Source organism: Aeromonas sp. TS_SC_11 (genome assembly GCF_057318915.1).
This window is the reverse complement of the sequence record NZ_CM170470.1, coordinates 320,211-336,497: the sequence shown is the minus strand read 5'-3', so window position 1 is coordinate 336,497 and position 16,287 is coordinate 320,211. Positions and strand designations below refer to the sequence as shown.

Annotated in this window: 18 protein-coding genes; 14 read left to right on the top strand and 4 right to left on the bottom strand. The window is 56.2% G+C overall.

What is annotated here, in order from left to right:
* Positions 1–28: 28 nt before the first annotated feature.
* Entirely contained in the window at positions 29–820 is a 792-nt protein-coding gene (locus AC1P02_RS01530; RefSeq protein WP_011898346.1) for a cytochrome C assembly family protein, read from the bottom strand.
* Positions 821–1,118: 298 nt separating this feature from the next.
* On the opposite strand from AC1P02_RS01530, the gene ffh reads away from it, so the two are divergent.
* From ffh to rplS, 5 genes are all read left to right on the top strand, one after another.
* Positions 1,119–2,498 carry a signal recognition particle protein gene (gene ffh, locus AC1P02_RS01525; RefSeq protein ID WP_485183737.1) on the top strand — a complete coding sequence of 460 codons (1,380 nt, stop codon included), beginning with the start codon at positions 1,119–1,121 and terminating at the stop codon, positions 2,496–2,498.
* 179 nt (positions 2,499–2,677) lie between these two features.
* The gene (rpsP, locus tag AC1P02_RS01520) at positions 2,678–2,926 is read left to right on the top strand and encodes a 30S ribosomal protein S16 (RefSeq protein ID WP_021141082.1); all 249 of its coding nucleotides are present in this window, start codon (positions 2,678–2,680) and stop codon (positions 2,924–2,926) included.
* Between the two features lie 24 nt (positions 2,927–2,950).
* Positions 2,951–3,472 (top strand): ribosome maturation factor RimM, encoded by a 522-nt coding sequence (gene rimM, locus AC1P02_RS01515; protein ID WP_005313510.1) that lies wholly within the window; start codon positions 2,951–2,953, stop codon positions 3,470–3,472.
* Between the two features lie 34 nt (positions 3,473–3,506).
* The gene (gene trmD, locus AC1P02_RS01510) at positions 3,507–4,256 is read left to right on the top strand and encodes a tRNA (guanosine(37)-N1)-methyltransferase TrmD (RefSeq protein WP_005313508.1); all 750 of its coding nucleotides are present in this window, start codon (positions 3,507–3,509) and stop codon (positions 4,254–4,256) included.
* Between the two features lie 32 nt (positions 4,257–4,288).
* Positions 4,289–4,636 carry a 50S ribosomal protein L19 gene (gene rplS, locus AC1P02_RS01505; protein WP_005313505.1) on the top strand — a complete coding sequence of 116 codons (348 nt, stop codon included), beginning with the start codon at positions 4,289–4,291 and terminating at the stop codon, positions 4,634–4,636.
* Positions 4,637–4,764: 128 nt separating this feature from the next.
* Here rplS and AC1P02_RS01500 read toward each other — a convergent pair whose 3' ends face one another.
* Positions 4,765–5,088, bottom strand: a complete 324-nt coding sequence (locus tag AC1P02_RS01500) for an isoamylase early set domain-containing protein (RefSeq protein WP_005313501.1) — start codon at positions 5,086–5,088, stop codon at positions 4,765–4,767.
* An 83-nt stretch (positions 5,089–5,171) separates the two neighbouring features.
* Positions 5,172–5,846: a DNA mismatch repair endonuclease MutH gene (gene mutH, locus AC1P02_RS01495; RefSeq protein WP_422504841.1), complete on the bottom strand. Its 675-nt coding sequence runs from the start codon at positions 5,844–5,846 to the stop codon at positions 5,172–5,174.
* Positions 5,847–6,579: 733 nt separating this feature from the next.
* Between mutH and rppH the strand changes: the two genes are divergently transcribed.
* From rppH to AC1P02_RS01455, 8 genes are all read left to right on the top strand, one after another.
* Positions 6,580–7,107, top strand: coding sequence for an RNA pyrophosphohydrolase (rppH, locus tag AC1P02_RS01490; protein WP_005313497.1), 528 nt, complete (start codon positions 6,580–6,582; stop codon positions 7,105–7,107).
* 12 nt (positions 7,108–7,119) lie between these two features.
* On the top strand, positions 7,120–9,399 hold the full coding sequence (gene ptsP / locus AC1P02_RS01485; RefSeq protein WP_485183723.1) for a phosphoenolpyruvate--protein phosphotransferase: 2,280 nt from the start codon (positions 7,120–7,122) through the stop codon (positions 9,397–9,399).
* A gap of 67 nt (positions 9,400–9,466) precedes the next feature.
* Complete coding sequence (gene lgt, locus AC1P02_RS01480; RefSeq protein WP_277734980.1) at positions 9,467–10,294, top strand: prolipoprotein diacylglyceryl transferase; 828 nt, start codon at positions 9,467–9,469, stop codon at positions 10,292–10,294.
* Complete coding sequence (gene thyA / locus AC1P02_RS01475) at positions 10,291–11,085, top strand: thymidylate synthase (RefSeq protein WP_005313492.1); 795 nt, start codon at positions 10,291–10,293, stop codon at positions 11,083–11,085. The genes lgt and thyA overlap by 4 nt, the downstream gene beginning before the upstream one ends.
* Before the next feature lie 224 nt (positions 11,086–11,309).
* The gene (gene nhaA / locus AC1P02_RS01470; RefSeq protein ID WP_011898349.1) at positions 11,310–12,500 is read left to right on the top strand and encodes a Na+/H+ antiporter NhaA; all 1,191 of its coding nucleotides are present in this window, start codon (positions 11,310–11,312) and stop codon (positions 12,498–12,500) included.
* Complete coding sequence (locus AC1P02_RS01465; RefSeq protein ID WP_485183720.1) at positions 12,497–12,901, top strand: hypothetical protein; 405 nt, start codon at positions 12,497–12,499, stop codon at positions 12,899–12,901. The genes nhaA and AC1P02_RS01465 overlap by 4 nt, the downstream gene beginning before the upstream one ends.
* Positions 12,888–13,820: a transcriptional activator NhaR gene (gene nhaR, locus AC1P02_RS01460; protein WP_290043467.1), complete on the top strand. Its 933-nt coding sequence runs from the start codon at positions 12,888–12,890 to the stop codon at positions 13,818–13,820. The genes AC1P02_RS01465 and nhaR overlap by 14 nt, the downstream gene beginning before the upstream one ends.
* A 49-nt stretch (positions 13,821–13,869) precedes the next feature.
* The gene (locus AC1P02_RS01455; protein WP_005313481.1) at positions 13,870–14,172 is read left to right on the top strand and encodes an ArsR/SmtB family transcription factor; all 303 of its coding nucleotides are present in this window, start codon (positions 13,870–13,872) and stop codon (positions 14,170–14,172) included.
* A gap of 49 nt (positions 14,173–14,221) precedes the next feature.
* Here the strand turns inward: AC1P02_RS01455 and rpsT are convergent, their stop codons facing one another.
* Positions 14,222–14,485, bottom strand: coding sequence for a 30S ribosomal protein S20 (gene rpsT, locus AC1P02_RS01450; RefSeq protein ID WP_005892298.1), 264 nt, complete (start codon positions 14,483–14,485; stop codon positions 14,222–14,224).
* Positions 14,486–14,676: 191 nt separating this feature from the next.
* Between rpsT and murJ the strand changes: the two genes are divergently transcribed.
* Positions 14,677–16,245 carry a murein biosynthesis integral membrane protein MurJ gene (gene murJ / locus AC1P02_RS01445; RefSeq protein WP_485183716.1) on the top strand — a complete coding sequence of 523 codons (1,569 nt, stop codon included), beginning with the start codon at positions 14,677–14,679 and terminating at the stop codon, positions 16,243–16,245.
* Positions 16,246–16,287 lie beyond the last annotated feature (42 nt).

The following is a 16,287-nucleotide window of genomic DNA, read 5'->3' as shown; positions in this document are numbered from 1 at the left end:
GCTAGATAATGAGTAAAAAAGATGGGTATCAGCTCAGCAGCACTTCTTTGACGAAGCGGCTGCCGAAATAGGCCAGTGTCAGGATGACACTGCCGACAAGACTCAGGGTAATGACCCTGCGACCACGCCAGCCACGAGTATGGTGACCCCATAACAGCAATACATAGACGCACCAGGCAAGGATCGAGAGGATTGCCTTGTGGGATTTACCCTGCGCGAACATGTCCTCCAGAAAGAACAGACCGGAGGCGATGGAAAGTGTCAACAGAAACAGGCCCGCCGAAATCAGCTGGAACAGCCGTTTCTCTACCGTCATCAAGGGAGGCATTGACGGTAGCTGGCTGATCTTGCGGGATTTCAACTGACGGTCCAGACAGGCGAGTTGCAGTGCAAACAGGCAGGCGATCATCAGCACCGAATAGGCCATCAGCGCGAGACCTATATGCAGCAGCAACTGGGGATGAGCTTCCAGATGGGTGATATAGCGACCCGGTATCAGGGCACTGGCGGCCAGCAGCAGGGCTGAAAAACTGTAGACCACGGGCAGCAGGATCCAGCCGTTGAAGCGACGGGTGACGCACGTCATGAAGCAACTGATGATGAGGCTGACCAGAGACGCGACGTTGAGCATGCTGAGATTCTGGCCGGAATGGGTCACCAGCACTTCGCTGGCCACAGACGCGCCATGGGCGACCAGAGCCAGTCCTATGCAGGCAAACAGGGGCGCTTGCCCGACTTGTTTGGCATTGAGCAGCAGGTGCAGCGAGGCGACGATGGCGAGCAGATAGAATGCCAGGGCCAGAATAGAGATCACGATCATAACCAGGTCGTTGTTGAACAAGCGATTGGAACAGGAGTGGCAGTATACCTTGCACAAGATATGCTCGCCAGTTGTGCTACGGCCGATCTGCCCATATATAGGCAGCAGGCTACCGCTTTGCGCGGTGAATAATTGTCCTCCAGCGCTACCTCACGCTGGCTGAGGTATTATAATGCCCCCATTTGTTAAGCTTGCCCGTTAGCTGGCTGATGACCGCCACGAGCGGTGAATAATCGTCCTCACAGGGCTGACTGGGGTATAATCCCCCCATTTGTTACGCCAAGAACCGGAATGCGTCATGTTTGAGAATTTGACTGAACGACTCTCGCGCACCTTGCGCAATGTCAGTGGCCGAGGTCGCCTGACCGAAGAGAACATCAAGGATACCTTGCGTGAAGTGCGCATGGCGCTGCTCGAGGCGGACGTCGCCCTGCCGGTAGTGCGTGACTTCGTTGCCCGCGTGAAAGAACGTGCCGTGGGCCAGGAAGTGGCCAAGTCTCTGAGCCCGGGCCAGGCCTTCATCAAGATAGTGCACGGCGAGCTGGTCTCTGTGATGGGGGAGGCCAATGAACAGCTCAACCTGGCTGCCCAGCCGCCTGCCATCATACTGATGGCGGGTCTGCAGGGTGCCGGTAAGACCACTACGGTTGGTAAACTGGCCAAGTTGCTCAAAGAGCGAAGCAAGAAGAAAGTGCTGGTCGTCAGTGCCGACGTCTATCGCCCTGCGGCGATCAAGCAGCTGGAAACCCTGGCAATCGATGTCGGCGTCGACTTCTTCCCGAGTGATGCCAGCCAGAAACCGGTCGATATCGCCACCGCGGCCATCGATCAGGCGCGCAAGAAGTTCTATGACGTTGTGATCGTGGATACCGCCGGCCGTCTGCACGTCGACAGCGACATGATGGACGAGATCATCCATCTCCACGCCACCATCAAGCCGGTCGAGACCCTGTTCGTGGTGGATGCCATGACGGGTCAGGATGCCGCCAACACTGCCAAGGCGTTCAACGAGGCGCTGCCGCTCACCGGCGTGATCCTCACCAAGGCCGACGGTGATGCCCGTGGTGGTGCCGCCCTTTCCGTGCGCCATATCACCGGCAAGCCGGTCAAGTTCATCGGTATGGGTGAGAAGACAGACGCGCTGGAGCCATTCCATCCGGATCGCCTCGCTTCCCGCATCCTTGGCATGGGCGATGTGCTGTCGCTTATCGAGGAAGTGGAACGCACGGTCGACAAGGAGAAGGCAGCCAAACTGGCCAACAAGGTCAAGAGTGGCAAAGGCTTCGATCTGGAAGACTTCCGTGAACAGCTGGCCCAGATGCGCAACATGGGTGGCATGATGGGCATGCTCGACAAGCTGCCGGGTATGTCCGGCCTGCCGGATAACGTGAAAGATCAGATGGATGACAAGCTCACAGTGCGGATGGAGGCCATCATCAGCTCCATGACGCCCAAGGAGCGTGCCTATCCTGATCTCATCAAGGGTTCCCGCAAGCGCCGCATCGCTGCGGGCTCCGGCATGCAGGTGCAGGATGTGAACAAGCTGCTCAAGCAGTTCACCGAAATGCAGCGCATGATGAAAAAGATGTCCGGCAAGGGCGGCATGCGCAAGATGATGGGGCAGATGAAGAACATGCTGCCGCCCGGATTTGGTGGCGGTGGTCGCGGTCCGTTCTGATTTTCCTGCTTGTCAGGCAGAAAGGCTCACCGAGGTGAGCCTTTTTCATGCCAACCCTTGCGCAAAAAATAGCTGGCTTGGTTGCAATTATTACGAATCCAAGTAGAATTACGCGGCTTATTTTAAGCTAGGGTCTGCGTATTTGCAGGCCTTGTTCATTAGATGTTTATGAGGACGATATGGTAACCATTCGTTTACAACGTGGTGGCGCGAAAAAGCGTCCGTTTTACCAGGTAGTAGTTTCTGACAGCCGTTGCGCCCGTGACGGTCGCTTCATCGAGCGCGTTGGTTTCTTCAACCCGGTCGCTTCTGGTTCTGCTGAAAAGCTGAATCTGGACCTGGCTCGTATCGAGCATTGGGTTGCTACTGGTGCCGCTGTTTCTGACCGCGTTGCCAAGCTGATCAAAGACGCTGCCAAAGCTGCTTAATCAGCCCAACGGTAAGGAGTTAAGGTGGAAAAACCTGTAGTTCTGGGCACTCTGGGTACCGTTTATGGCATCAAGGGCTGGCTTAAAGTGAACTCCTTCACCGATGTTGCCGAAGCGATTTTCGATTACAACCCCTGGATGATCAATCAGAACGGGGTGTGGCGTGAACTCAAGGTCTCGGCCTGGAAACGTCACAACAAGGGTCTGATTTGCAAGATCGATGGTATCGATCTGCGTGAAGATGCCCTGGCATTGACCAATGTCGAGATTGGCGTACCCGCTGATCTGTTGCCTGCGTTGCCTGAAGGTGAGTTTTACTGGCGTGACCTGATTGGTTGCTCGGTATCGACCACCAAGGGATACGACCTGGGCAAGGTGACCGAATTGATGGAAACCGGCTCCAACGATGTGTTGGTGGTTGAGGCCAATGTAAAAGATGCCTTTGGCGCGAAGGAGCGGTTGATTCCGTTCCTGGAAGAGCAGGTGATCAAGCATATTGATCTGACTGCTCGAACAATCGAAGTTGATTGGGATCCTGGTTTCTAGTTTCCCGCGGTAACACGAGTGCCGGAGGTTTCTTATGTGGATTGGGGTGATTAGCCTCTTCCCGGAAATGTTCCGAGCCATTACCGAGCACGGGGTAACGGGTCGGGCCGTCAAGAGTGGCCTGCTGCAGATTGAGTGCTGGAACCCCCGGGAGTTTACCCACGACAAACACCGTACGGTCGATGATCGTCCTTATGGTGGTGGGCCCGGCATGTTGATGATGGTTCAGCCGCTGCGTGACGCGATTCATGCAGCCAAGCAAGCGGCGGGAGACGGGGCGAAAGTCATCTATCTCTCTCCTCAGGGACGCAAGCTGACTCAAGCGGGCGTAACCGAGTTGGCGACGAATCAGAAACTGATTCTGGTAGCCGGTCGATACGAAGGTATCGATGAACGCGTGATACAAACCGAAGTCGACGAAGAGTGGTCTATCGGGGATTACGTGTTAAGTGGTGGCGAGTTGCCTGCCATGACCCTGATCGATGCGGTTTCGCGTCTGGTCCCTGGGGTTTTGGGTGATCAGGCCAGTGCCGAGCAAGACTCCTTCACGGATGGCTTGCTGGATCATCCCCACTACACTCGGCCGGAGTTGTTGGATGGATTGGCGGTGCCCGAGGCGCTGACAAGCGGCAATCACGAAGTGATTCGACGCTGGCGTCTCAAACAGTCGCTCGGACGAACCTGGCAAAGAAGGCCGGAACTTATTAACAACCTAGCTCTGACTGACGAGCAAGAATCACTTCTTGCCGAGTATGTCCGCGAAGTGCGTGACAGCGTTAAGTAGAGTTTTCAGTTTATCCTAGGTAAGGAAAGACAATGAGCAAGATTATTCAGCAGCTTGAACAAGAGCAACTGCGTACCGACATCCCGGCATTTGCCCAGGGCGACACCGTACGTGTTCAAGTTCGTGTTAAAGAAGGTGGCAAAGAGCGTCTGCAGGCTTTCGAAGGCATCGTTATTGCCAAGCGTAACCGCGGTCTGCACTCTGCTTTCACCGTTCGCAAGATCTCCAACGGCGAAGGTGTTGAGCGTGTATTCCAGACTCACTCTCCGCTGATCCACAGTGTAGAACTGAAGCGTCGTGGTGATGTTCGCCGCGCCAAACTGTACTACCTGCGCAACCTGTCCGGTAAAGCTGCTCGTATCAAAGAGAAGCTCAACTAATTCGATTCGAATTGGTGTCGATATGTCGGCAAATAGCTCGACAGGTAGTGAAAAGGCTCGCCAATGGCGAGCCTTTTTTGTGTCCGCTGTTCAGGATCCTGACCGTACGCCAGCGTTCTGACCGCAGCTTACTGATTGACCCGTACCACAGAGTTGTCCCGTCCGAAGGGGCCTGGCACATAGTCGTCCGCCTCCCAGTCGTTGTCGTAGAGCGTCTCTCCGTTCGGTTTCACCAGCTGGTAGCAGTATTCGAAATGGCTGGGGCCATCGGTGGGCAGGTTGAGAGTGGTCCTGAACTCCCCGCTCTTCATCCGTTTGAGCTCTATGGGTTGCCACTGGCTGAACTCTCCCAGCAGCAATACCTGCTCAGCTTCACCTGCAGCCTCTTTTTCCACCGCGAAGGTCACCTTGACCTCGGGGCGGGACTTGAGAAATTGCTTGTTGATCGGCATGACGCCTCCTTGTCATTGATTGCGAAGAAATAGCTACTGGCTATTTTTATATCACTTTATGACAAGGATGTTTATAACGGAGATCAAAGGGGCAGGGCAAAGTGTCGTTGCAGCAGGCCATGAGTGAACCCTGTCTTGAGGTAAAAGCCTCGTGGCAGTGTCAAAATTGGCTGACCATTGCGGCCGATGGCACGGGTCAGTGCCTTGTTGTTGGCTGCCTTGGGGCGTAACTGCATCACCTGACCATGGCGAGCACTTATCTGCTCGACCTCTCCCAGCACTATCATGTCCATCAACTCTTCCCAGTCCTGGCGCAGCAATTTATCTTCCTCTTCACTCGGGCTCCACATCAGCGGCATGCCGATCCGGCGCTCTCCTACGGGGATGTCACGGCTACCCTCCACCGGGATCCAGAGTACTCGCGAGAGCTTGTTGCGCACATTCGACTCTTCCCAGCGCTGACCGCTGACGCCGATCAGTGGTGCTACGCAAACGAAGGTGGTTTCCAGCGGCTTGCCATAAGGATCGATGGGGATCGTCTTGAGCTCGATGCCGAGCTCGGGGAAGTCCTGCTCCGGCTTGCTGCCTGCGCTGGCCCCTAGTTGCCACTCGATAAGTTGACCGACCCAGCCCTTGTCCCGCCTCAAATCGCGAGGGACAGCAATGCCTGCATCGCTGGCCAGCTGTGCCAGCGAGAAGCCAGCCATGGCGTCGGCACGGGCCAGCAGTTCCTGTTCTGACTGGGGATTGGTGGGCATGAATGACTCCTGCAAAGGGGAATTATTTTAGCAAGTCTGATCCTTGATGAGGATCGCTGTTTTTATAACCGTTCCTGGCAGGGGGCTGCACAGGGGGGGGCGTTTTGTAGGTGAGGACTTATCATAATGATTTTTAAAGAGTTTGTCTTTATAGCGCAGATCTTCCCGGCACAGGATCCCGAGTTGAAATAGTTGTCCAAGGGTTTGCTCATGCTGTTGCACACAGTTATCCACAGAAATCTTGGATAACTGCCGTAAAGTGGTAATAGTCAGGGTGTTGTTACAAAAAAATGTGAAACTGCACCGATTTTTGCTGCGATGGCAGGGCAGATAGTGTGCCACTCCTGTGGATAAATCAACCGTGGTGGATCTTTGAACAGTTGAACTTGTTCACAATCGGGATCCCGGATCTCCGGCGGGGAAAGACATGGATCTTGATCCAGCTATGTTCATTTAACACTATGTATTTAAATACATATTTTGTTTTTATCACCATGCTGTATGCTGATGCTCAATTTAGAGTAGATAACCAAAACTACTGTATATACCCGCTTGCTAACAGGCTTATGCACAGTCTGGGTGGGCAACTTGCGGGGCTTGATCCTGGGGTTTGTTTATAAGTCGGCTTGAAATTGAAAGTTATTCATGCGTGGGGGATTGCAGTCCTTGTTTGCTGCCACGGAGTGAATGTGGAACAATCTCCTTATAGATTCAGCCTTTATAAGGTGATCACGTGATAGATGGCGACGGGTTTCGTCCCAATGTCGGAATCGTGATCTGTAACCGTGACGGGCAAGTATTGTGGGCTAAGCGCTATGGGCAGCACTCCTGGCAGTTTCCGCAGGGAGGAGTTGATGACGGTGAGACGCCAGAACAGGCCATGTATCGTGAGCTGTATGAGGAGATAGGCCTCAAGCCCGAGGATGTGACCATCATGGCCACCAGTCGCAACTGGCTGAAGTACCGCTTGCCAAAACGCCTTGTTCGTTGGGACAGTTCACCGGTCTGTATTGGCCAAAAACAAAAATGGTTCTTGCTACAGCTGGATCCGGGCAGGGAGTCTAGGATCCAGTTCGGCTGTCATGGTCACCCCGAGTTTGATGATTGGCGTTGGGTCAGTTTCTGGTACCCGGTACGCCAGGTTGTCTCCTTCAAACGGGAAGTCTATCGACGGGTGATGACGGAGTTTGCCCCGTTGGCGATGCCAGTGCCTGTGGTGCAAGTAAATCGGAAAGATGGGCGGCGCAACCGCTCTCGCTAAGGAGCACATTCGTTGCTGACGGATCTCAGACGCATCGTCGAAAGCATGGCCGAAGCCAACACTCTGGAGTTGGCTTTGCAGGCATTGGTCAGCCAGACCCGGCGGGCCATGACGGTGGACTGCTGTTCCGTCTATGTGTCTGAGCCGGACATGCGCCGCTACCGACTGGCTGCGACCGATGGTCTGGCCGAGTCGGCGGTGGGCAAGGCAACCCTGCCGTTCGAGCAGGGTATCGTCGGTCTGGTGGGCCAGCGCGAAGAGCTGATCAACCTGGCCGATGCCCCCTCACACCCCAGTTTCAAGTTCCTGCCGGATGTCGCGGAAGAGGCGTTCCGCTCCTTCCTCGGTGCTCCCATCATGCATCAGCGCCAGGTGGTGGGCATTCTGGTGGTGCAACAAAAAGAGAGCCGCCGTTTCGATGAGGGGGAGGAGTCCTTCATGGTGACGCTGGCAGCCCAGCTGGCCGCGCGCATCGCCCAGGCCCAGGCCAAGGGCTGGTTGCAGAAAACCGACTGGAGCAAGCCACTGCGTGGTATCGCCGGCGCCAGTGGCATCGCCATGGCCAAGGCCTGGGTGTGGCGGCCTCGCAAGGAACTCAGCGCCATCACACCGCGCAAGGATGAGGAGCACGCCAAGCAGCTGGAACGGTTGAACGTGGCAGTGGAAGTGGTGCGCCACGATCTGGAGAGTCTGGCCCTGCGTTTTCGCGAGAGCTACAGCCAGGACTCGGTCGCCATCTTCGACATCTATCTGCATCTGCTCAACGATCCCGGTTACATCAAGCCCATCCGCAACAAGGTCAGCAAAGAGCACTGGACGGCTGTGTCAGCGGTGAAGCTCATCAGTGACCGGCTGATCGAGCAGTTCAAGGGGATGAAAGACCCCTATCTGCAGGAGCGATCCACCGATGTGAAGGACATAGCCCAGCGGCTCATCAGCCGACTGGTGCAGAATGAACCCGAACACATCACGGTCGGCGAGCCTGTGGTGCTGGTTGCCGACGAGGTGACGGCCACCATCCTCGCCGAGGTGCCGCGAGAGTTCCTGACCGGTGTGGTATCGCTCAAGGGCGGTACAAACTCCCATGCCGCCATACTGGCCCGCGCCATGGGGGTGGCAGCCATAATGGGGGTGGATCTGCCGCTCGGCGACATCGGCGGTCGCATGCTGGTGGTCGATGGCTACAGCGGCGATCTCTTCATCGAGCCCAATCAGGTGATCCTGACCGAGTATCGGCAACTGCTCAATGAGGAGCGGGCGCTGGATACCCTGGTGCGCAGTGTCGACAACCAGCCATCGGAAACTGCCGACGGTACCCCGGTGTCATTGCTGCTCAATGCGGGGCTGAGCGCTGATACCGAGATCTCCCTCAATCATCTGGCGGACGGGGTCGGGCTTTATCGCACCGAGATCCCCTTCATGCTGCAAGACAGTTTCCCCTCAGAGTGGGAGCAGACTGCGCGCTATCGCGGCATTCTGGAAACCTATCGCAACCGCCCTGTCTGCATGCGGACTCTGGACGTGGGGGGAGACAAGCAACTGCCCTATTTCCCCATCGTCGAGGAAAATCCCTTCCTTGGCTGGCGGGGGATCCGGCTCACGCTGGATCACCCCGAACTGTTCTTGGTACAGCTCAAGGCCATGCTGCGGGCCAGCGAAGGGTTGGACAATCTGGCCATCATGTTGCCGATGATCAGCAGCGTCAGTGAAATCAAGGCCTCCCGCCGGCTGCTCGATCAAGCTTGGCGGGAAGTATCTGAAGAGGCGGCCATCCGCGATGCGGTGATCCGCTACCCCAGCCTGGGGGTGATGATAGAGGTGCCCTCCGCTCTCTATATCCTGCCGGAGATGGCGCCGCTCATCGACTTCTGGTCGGTGGGCAGCAACGACCTGACCCAATATCTGCTGGCAGTGGATCGCAACAATGCCCGCGTTGCCAACATCTACGATGCCTTCCATCCTGCTGTGATCCGCGCCCTGCAACTGCTGGTCGATGCATCCCATCGTTACCAGAAACCTGTGTCTGTGTGCGGCGAGCTGGCGGGCGATCCTGTTGGCGTACTGCTGTTGCTGGCCATGGGGTATCGCCGCTTCAGTATGAACACCCACAACATCTCCAGAATCAAGTATGTGCTGCGTCAATCCACCCTGAGCGAGTTGACTGCGCTGATGGCTGATGGCCTGAAGCACGACAATCCCCATGTGCTGCGTGGTCTGTTCGCTCGTTATCTGGAAGAGCACGGTTTGGGCGGCTTGCTGCGGGCCGGTCACAAAACGAAACAGACTGATTGATAATCATGCCTTGTCCCTGCTGACGAATGATCGGAAAATGCGGCTTTTCTAATGACTGGGGCCGCATATGCAGCACGATGGATATTGGGTTTTCTCGCAGGTTGATCCTGTAGCATTCAGTTTGGGGCCACTATCGGTACGCTGGTATGGTCTCATGTATCTGTTTGGTTTCGCCTTCGCCATGTGGCTGGCGGGACGTCGCGCCGATGCACCGAACAGCGGCTGGACCCGCAACGAGGTCTCTGACCTGCTGTTTTACGGCTTCCTCGGGGTGATCCTCGGTGGCCGGGTTGGTTATGTACTGTTTTACAACTTCGACATGTTCCTGGCCGATCCCCTCTACCTGTTCAAGATCTGGACCGGTGGCATGTCGTTCCACGGTGGCCTGATCGGTGTCATCACCGCCATGATCTGGTTTGCCCACAAGACCAAGCGTCATTTCTTTACTGTGGCCGACTTTGTGGCGCCGCTCATTCCGTTTGGTCTGGGTGTGGGCCGTGTCGGCAACTTCCTGAATGGTGAGCTGTGGGGCCGGGTGACCGATGTGCCCTGGGCCATCATATTCCCTGAGGCTGGGCCCGAGCCGCGCCATCCCTCCCAGCTCTATCAGTTCGCGCTGGAAGGAGTGGTGCTTTTCATTATCCTAAATCTTTTCTGGCGCAAGAACCCGCCCCGTGGCGCCATCTCCGGCCTGTTCCTGTTCTGTTATGGTCTGTTCCGCTTCCTGGTGGAGTTTGTACGCCAACCGGACAGCCAGCTTGGTCTCTATTTCCAGGAGATCAGCATGGGCCAAATCCTGTCTATGCCCATGATTGTCGCCGGAGCCCTGATGGTCTGGGCTGCTTACAAGCGTCCGCAGTTGTTCGGTAATACCGGGAAGGAGGTCAAGCAATGAGGGTTTATCTCGACCTGATGCAGAAGATCCTGGATGAGGGCACCGTCAAGTCCGATAGGACTGGCACTGGTACCGTCTCCCTGTTCGGGCATCAGATGCGCTTCAATCTGGCGCAGGGTTTCCCGCTGGTCACCACCAAGAAATGTCACCTGCGTTCCATCATTCACGAGCTGCTCTGGTTCCTCAATGGCGACACCAATACCGCCTATCTGAAAGAGCAGGGTGTCAGCATCTGGGATGAGTGGGCCGACGAGAATGGCGATCTGGGCCCGGTTTATGGCGCCCAGTGGCGCTCCTGGCCGGCGGCCGATGGCGCTGTCATCGATCAGATCCAGCGCGCTGTGGATGACATCAAGCACAATCCGGATTCGCGCCGAATCATAGTCTCAGCCTGGAACGTGGGTGAGCTGGACAAAATGGCGTTGGCTCCCTGCCACGCTTTCTTCCAGTTCTACGTGGCGGATGGCAAGCTCTCGTGTCAGCTCTACCAGCGCAGCTGTGATGTCTTCCTCGGCCTGCCGTTCAACATCGCCAGCTATGCTCTGCTGACTCACATGATGGCTCAGCAGTGTGACCTGGAAGTGGGCGACTTCGTCTGGACCGGGGGTGATGTGCACCTCTACTCCAACCATATGGAGCAGACTGCGCTGCAGCTCTCTCGTGAGCCGAGGCCCTTGCCTCAGCTGGCGATCAAGCGAAAGCCCGATTCCATCTTCGACTATCGGTTCGAGGATTTCGAAATCCTGGGGTATGACCCCCATCCCGGTATCAAGGCGCCCGTCGCCATCTGATTGAAAGGCGCCCCAGGGCGCCTTTTTCATATATCAATACAATTTGAAATTCATTTCATCGGTTGAGCCGTTGTCGTACAGAGGACGGCGAGAGCTGGCCAATCGCAGATGACCCTCCATTATATTCTCGGTTTTCCCGTTGTATTTAGCAGTAAGAAACGATTTTCCATTAATTGTTATGGGATATAGACTCAAATCAAAGCAATGCCGAGGATAATTTAACCATGAGTGATGTATTCAAAAAATTTCTTAAGCTGGAGGCCGCCTCCGGAATCATTCTGATCATGGCGGCCGTGCTGGCGATGATACTGGCCAACTCGGGTCTGGCGAGTGGGTATCAGGCGTTCCTGGATACGCCGGTACAGGTGCGAATCGCAGCTCTTGATATCAACAAGCCGCTGCTGCTCTGGATCAACGACGGTTTCATGGCCATCTTCTTCCTGTTGGTCGGGCTTGAGGTCAAGCGGGAGATGCTGGAAGGAGCACTATCTTCCCGCGTGCAGGCGACTTTCCCTGCCATCGCTGCAGTCGGGGGCATGCTGGCACCGGCACTCATTTACACCTTTTTCAACTACTCGGATGAAGCTGCACGTGCCGGTTGGGCTATTCCGGCTGCGACCGATATCGCGTTTGCTCTCGGCGTGATGGCATTGTTGGGCAAGCGGGTTCCGGTCAGTCTGAAGGTGTTCCTGCTGGCACTGGCCATCATGGACGACCTTGGGGTCATCATCATCATAGCGCTCTTCTATACCCAGCAGCTGTCGCTGGAGGCACTGGCAGTTGGCATCCTTGCGACCCTGACTCTGCTGTGGATGAATCGTCGTGGCGAGGACAGGATTGGCCTCTACATGCTGGTCGGATTGGTGCTCTGGGTTGCGGTGCTCAAGTCTGGCGTCCATGCGACCCTGGCTGGCGTGGTCGTGGGCTTCATGATCCCGCTCAACGGCAAGCGTTATGCCTCACCGCTCAAGCATCTGGAGCATGCTTTGCATCCCTGGAGTGCTTATTTGATCCTGCCGCTGTTTGCCTTTGCCAACGCCGGGGTCTCCCTTGATGGAATCGGTCTGTCCTCCCTGCTGAGTCCGGTTCCGATGGGTATCATGCTCGGGTTGTTTGTGGGCAAACCGCTTGGGGTATTCACCATCAGCTGGCTGTCGGTCAAACTGGGCATTGCTCAATTGCCGAGCGGGGTCAACTTCAAGCAGATTTTTGCCGTCAGCATTTTGTGTGGTATCGGTTTTACCATGTCGATGTTCATTGCATCGCTGGCGTTCGAGCATGGCGGATTGGATTACGGCAGCTATTCACGTCTCGGGATCCTGGTGGGGTCCACGCTGGCGGCAGTCGTCGGTTATCTCGCCTTGCGGATGTCGCTTCCCAACCGGGAAGCGGATCAAAGCACGGAGGGGTTATGAGAAAATATAGGTGGTTAATGATACTGATGAGTCCGGCTGTTTGGGCCGGCAGTCTGGAGGATTGCAAGCAGGATGCAGTATCGGCGAGCTGCTCTGCCTATTTGAACGGTGTGGTCGACAGCGCGCTCATGTTGGGAGACAAGCAGGCCAAGGCCAAGTTTGGTGAGACCTTCGCCGAGCGGGCGCTGAGCAGCCGGGCTGGTGAGATGGTCAAGCAGTCCAACAAGCGTTATTGCGGTGAGCGGATGCCGGACAAGGCCCATCTCAAAAGCACACTGCAGGCTAACTTCACTGCAAACAAGGTTGACTCGATCAGCGACATGTATGACATTCTGGCGGCTGAACTCAGCTGCTACCGGAGTCCGCGTACTGCGGGAACCCCATCGGATGTCACACCTTAACTACAATCACCTCTACTATTTTTGGATGACTCAGAAGAAGGGCTCTGTCACCCAGGCGGCGGAAGCCCTTTTTTTGACACCGCAAACAGTGACCGGTCAGATCAAACTGCTGGAGCAACGTCTTGGCGGCAAGCTGTTGAAGCGAAAGGGGCGATCCCTGGAGGCTACCGAGCTCGGCCAGTTGGTGTTTCGCTACGCAGACAAGATGTTCAGCCTCTCCTACGAGATGCTGGATATCGTCAACTACCGCAAGGAGAGCCAGATCCTGTTTGACGTCGGCATCGCCGATGCACTCTCCAAGCGACTCGCCAGCCGGGTATTGCTCTCTGTCATTCCCAACGATGGCTCCATCCACCTGCGCTGCTTCGAATCGACCCATGAGCTCTTGCTGGAGCAGCTGAGCGAGCACAAGCTCGACATGATCCTCTCCGACTGTCCGGTTGATTCCAGCCAGCATGCGGGCCTGCTCTCCAAGCGACTCGGCGGTTGTGGCGTCAGCTTCTTCTGCAAGGCGCCTTTGCCTGAGAAAGCCTTTCCGGCCTGTCTGGAGGAGCGCAAGTTGCTGATCCCGGGTCGCCGCACCGCCATGGGTCGCCAGTTAACCCAGTGGTTCGAGCAGCAGGGGATCTCCCCCAGCATTCTCGGCGAGTTCGATGATGCGGCCCTGATGAAGGCGTTCGGCTTCTTCAATCAGGGTATCTTTATGGCGCCAACCATCTACCGGGAAGAGATCCTGGAAGGGGAAGAGGTGATGCTGATTGGGGAGACCCAGGATCTGATGGAAGAGTATTACGTCATCTTTGCCGAGCGCATGATCCAGCATCCGGCGGTAAAACGGGTGTGCGAGAGTGACTTCTCCTTCCTGTTTGCAGGCCAGGAGGACTTTGCCACGATTCAACCGGCAACCCTGTCATTTTAAATCGACGGCTCACAGAGTATGATTCTTGCCTCGAGCGAAAGGGGATGAGATGCAACTGGAAGAGATGGAGGCGAATGCGAGTCGTGCTGTGGCACTGCTCAAGGCGCTGGCCAACGAGCGAAGACTGTTTATTCTGTGCCAGCTGCTGGACAGGGAACTGTCTGTAGGGGAGCTTAACGAGGTACTCGGATTGAGCCAGTCAGCCCTGTCACAGCACTTGGCCGTGCTTCGGCGGGATGAGTTGGTGGAGACGCGAAAAGAGGCTCAGACGGTCTACTATTCGCTGCGCAGCCACGAGGTGCGCGAGATGATAGGTTTGCTGCACAGACTGTATTGCAGCGCAGATAAATAAAAAACCGGCACTAAGGCCGGTTTTTTTAGCGTTATTCAGCCGGAGCTGATTAAGCCATAGCTTTGATCTGGGCAGACAGGCGGCTCTTGTGACGAGCAGCTTTGTTCTTGTGGATCAGGCCTTTGGTAGCCATGCGATCCATGATCGGCTGAGCGGTAGCAAAAGCAGCAACGGCAGCAGCTTTGTCGCCAGAAGCGATGGCAGCAATTACTTTCTTCAGATAGGTACGGGTCATTGAACGACGGCTGGCGTTGTGTTGACGACGTTTCTCTGATTGAATCGCGCGCTTCTTAGCAGATTTGATATTAGCCAAGGTAAAACTCCTAAAACTGTCTTAGCGAGTGTATTGAAAAGGCCCGGAAATATGCCTTCTCAACCACATATTGTCAAATGATTTGTGCAAATAAACACCGCCCCCCGGTGGTGTGTCAGTTGGGAGGCGGTTAAACTGTCGGCCGATTCTAGCAGCATTCTTTTCATTCTGACAGTTCCAGAGGCCTCGTCTTGAGTAAGAAATTGATCAAATCCGGCATGATAGTGTCCGGAATGACGCTGGTGTCCCGTGTGATGGGCTTGGTTCGCGATGTAGTCATCGCCAATCTGCTTGGTGCCGGGGTAGCCGCAGACGTCTTCTTCTTTGCCAATCGCATTCCCAACTTTTTGCGTCGTTTGTTCGCCGAAGGTGCTTTCAACCAGGCTTTTGTTCCCGTGATGACGGAGTACAAGAAAAATGGCGACGAGCGTGAAGTGCGCGAATTGCTGGCCGCGGTAGCGGGTACTCTGGGGGGGATAGTGACCGTCGTGACCCTGCTGGGGGTGTTGGGTTCCGGCGTGTTGACTGCGCTGTTCGGCTGGGGCTGGTTCTGGGACTGGTTGCACGGCGGCCCTGCGGCCGAGAAGTTCGAGCTGGCCAGCCTGATGCTCAAAATCACCTTTCCCTACCTCTGGTTCATCACTTTTACCGCCATGGCAGGGGCCATCCTCAACACCTTTGGCCGTTTCGCGGTATCCTCGTTCACCCCTGTGTTTCTCAACCTCACCATGATAGGGGCGGCTTGGTGGATAGCGCCCTTGATGGAGCGGCCAGAGATAGCCCTCGCGATCGGTGTCTTCCTCGGCGGTCTGGTGCAGTTCCTGTTCCAGTATCCCTTTCTGCGCCAGATCAACATGCTGGTGTGGCCCAAGTGGGGTTGGCGCCACCCAGGGGTGGTCAAGATCCGCACCCTGATGATCCCGGCGCTGTTCGGGGTGTCGGTCAGTCAGATCAACCTGCTGATCAACACCATGCTCGCATCCTTCCTCGCCACCGGCGCCATCAGCTATCTCTATTACTCGGATCGCCTGCTGGAGTTCCCCCTCGGCCTGTTCGCGGTGGCCATCAGTACCGTTATCCTGCCTGCGCTGGCCAAGAAGCATGTGGATGCGGACCCGGCTGACTTCTCTCGTACCATGGACTGGGGGGTACGGATGGTGATGCTGCTCGGCCTGCCGGCCATGGTGGGAATAGCCGTGCTGCGAGAGCCCATACTGCGAGTGCTCTTCATGCGCGGCGAGTTCGGCATGCATGAGGTGAGCATGTCCAGTGCCAGTCTGCTGGCTTCCACCACGGGTCTGTTGTCGCTGATGTTGATCAAGGTGCTGGCACCGGGCTACTACGCTCGCCAGGACACCAGGACGCCAGTGCGGATCGGGGTGATGTCCATGATCGCCAACATGGTGTGCAACCTCATCTTCATCTTTCCCCTTGGCTATGTGGGGCTGGCACTATCCACCGCCTGTTCAGGTTCGTTGAATGCGGCTCTGTTGTTCAAGGGCTTGTATCAACAAGGGGTCTACCGTCCGTCGCGCAATACCGGGCTGTTCTGCCTCAAGTTGCTGGTGGCGACCGTGCTGATGGGAGGCGTGCTTGCCTATCTGTCACCGGATCTCGCCCAGTGGGCTGCCTGGAGCATGGGCAAGGCCAGCTTGCAGCTGACCATGCTGCTCTGCCTGGGAGGGGGAATGTACGGGGTCATCCTGCTGGTACTTGGCATTCGGCCAAGACACCTGAGATCTGGTCAGCAGCCGGACTGACCCTGCCGCACCATACGGGATGGCCCAGGCGGGCAGGGGTTC

Coding starts and splice junctions, on each gene's coding strand:
- AC1P02_RS01455 (WP_005313481.1), top strand. CDS start 13,870: ATGCAACTGGAAGAGATGGAGGCGAATGCGAGTCGTGCTGTGGCACTG.
- trmD (WP_005313508.1), top strand. CDS start 3,507: ATGTGGATTGGGGTGATTAGCCTCTTCCCGGAAATGTTCCGAGCCATT.
- rplS (WP_005313505.1), top strand. CDS start 4,289: ATGAGCAAGATTATTCAGCAGCTTGAACAAGAGCAACTGCGTACCGAC.
- lgt (WP_277734980.1), top strand. CDS start 9,467: ATGCAGCACGATGGATATTGGGTTTTCTCGCAGGTTGATCCTGTAGCA.
- ffh (WP_485183737.1), top strand. CDS start 1,119: ATGTTTGAGAATTTGACTGAACGACTCTCGCGCACCTTGCGCAATGTC.
- thyA (WP_005313492.1), top strand. CDS start 10,291: ATGAGGGTTTATCTCGACCTGATGCAGAAGATCCTGGATGAGGGCACC.
- nhaR (WP_290043467.1), top strand. CDS start 12,888: ATGTCACACCTTAACTACAATCACCTCTACTATTTTTGGATGACTCAG.
- rpsP (WP_021141082.1), top strand. CDS start 2,678: ATGGTAACCATTCGTTTACAACGTGGTGGCGCGAAAAAGCGTCCGTTT.
- AC1P02_RS01465 (WP_485183720.1), top strand. CDS start 12,497: ATGAGAAAATATAGGTGGTTAATGATACTGATGAGTCCGGCTGTTTGG.
- mutH (WP_422504841.1), bottom strand. CDS start 5,846: ATGCCCACCAATCCCCAGTCAGAACAGGAACTGCTGGCCCGTGCCGAC.
- AC1P02_RS01530 (WP_011898346.1), bottom strand. CDS start 820: ATGATCGTGATCTCTATTCTGGCCCTGGCATTCTATCTGCTCGCCATC.
- AC1P02_RS01500 (WP_005313501.1), bottom strand. CDS start 5,088: ATGCCGATCAACAAGCAATTTCTCAAGTCCCGCCCCGAGGTCAAGGTG.
- nhaA (WP_011898349.1), top strand. CDS start 11,310: ATGAGTGATGTATTCAAAAAATTTCTTAAGCTGGAGGCCGCCTCCGGA.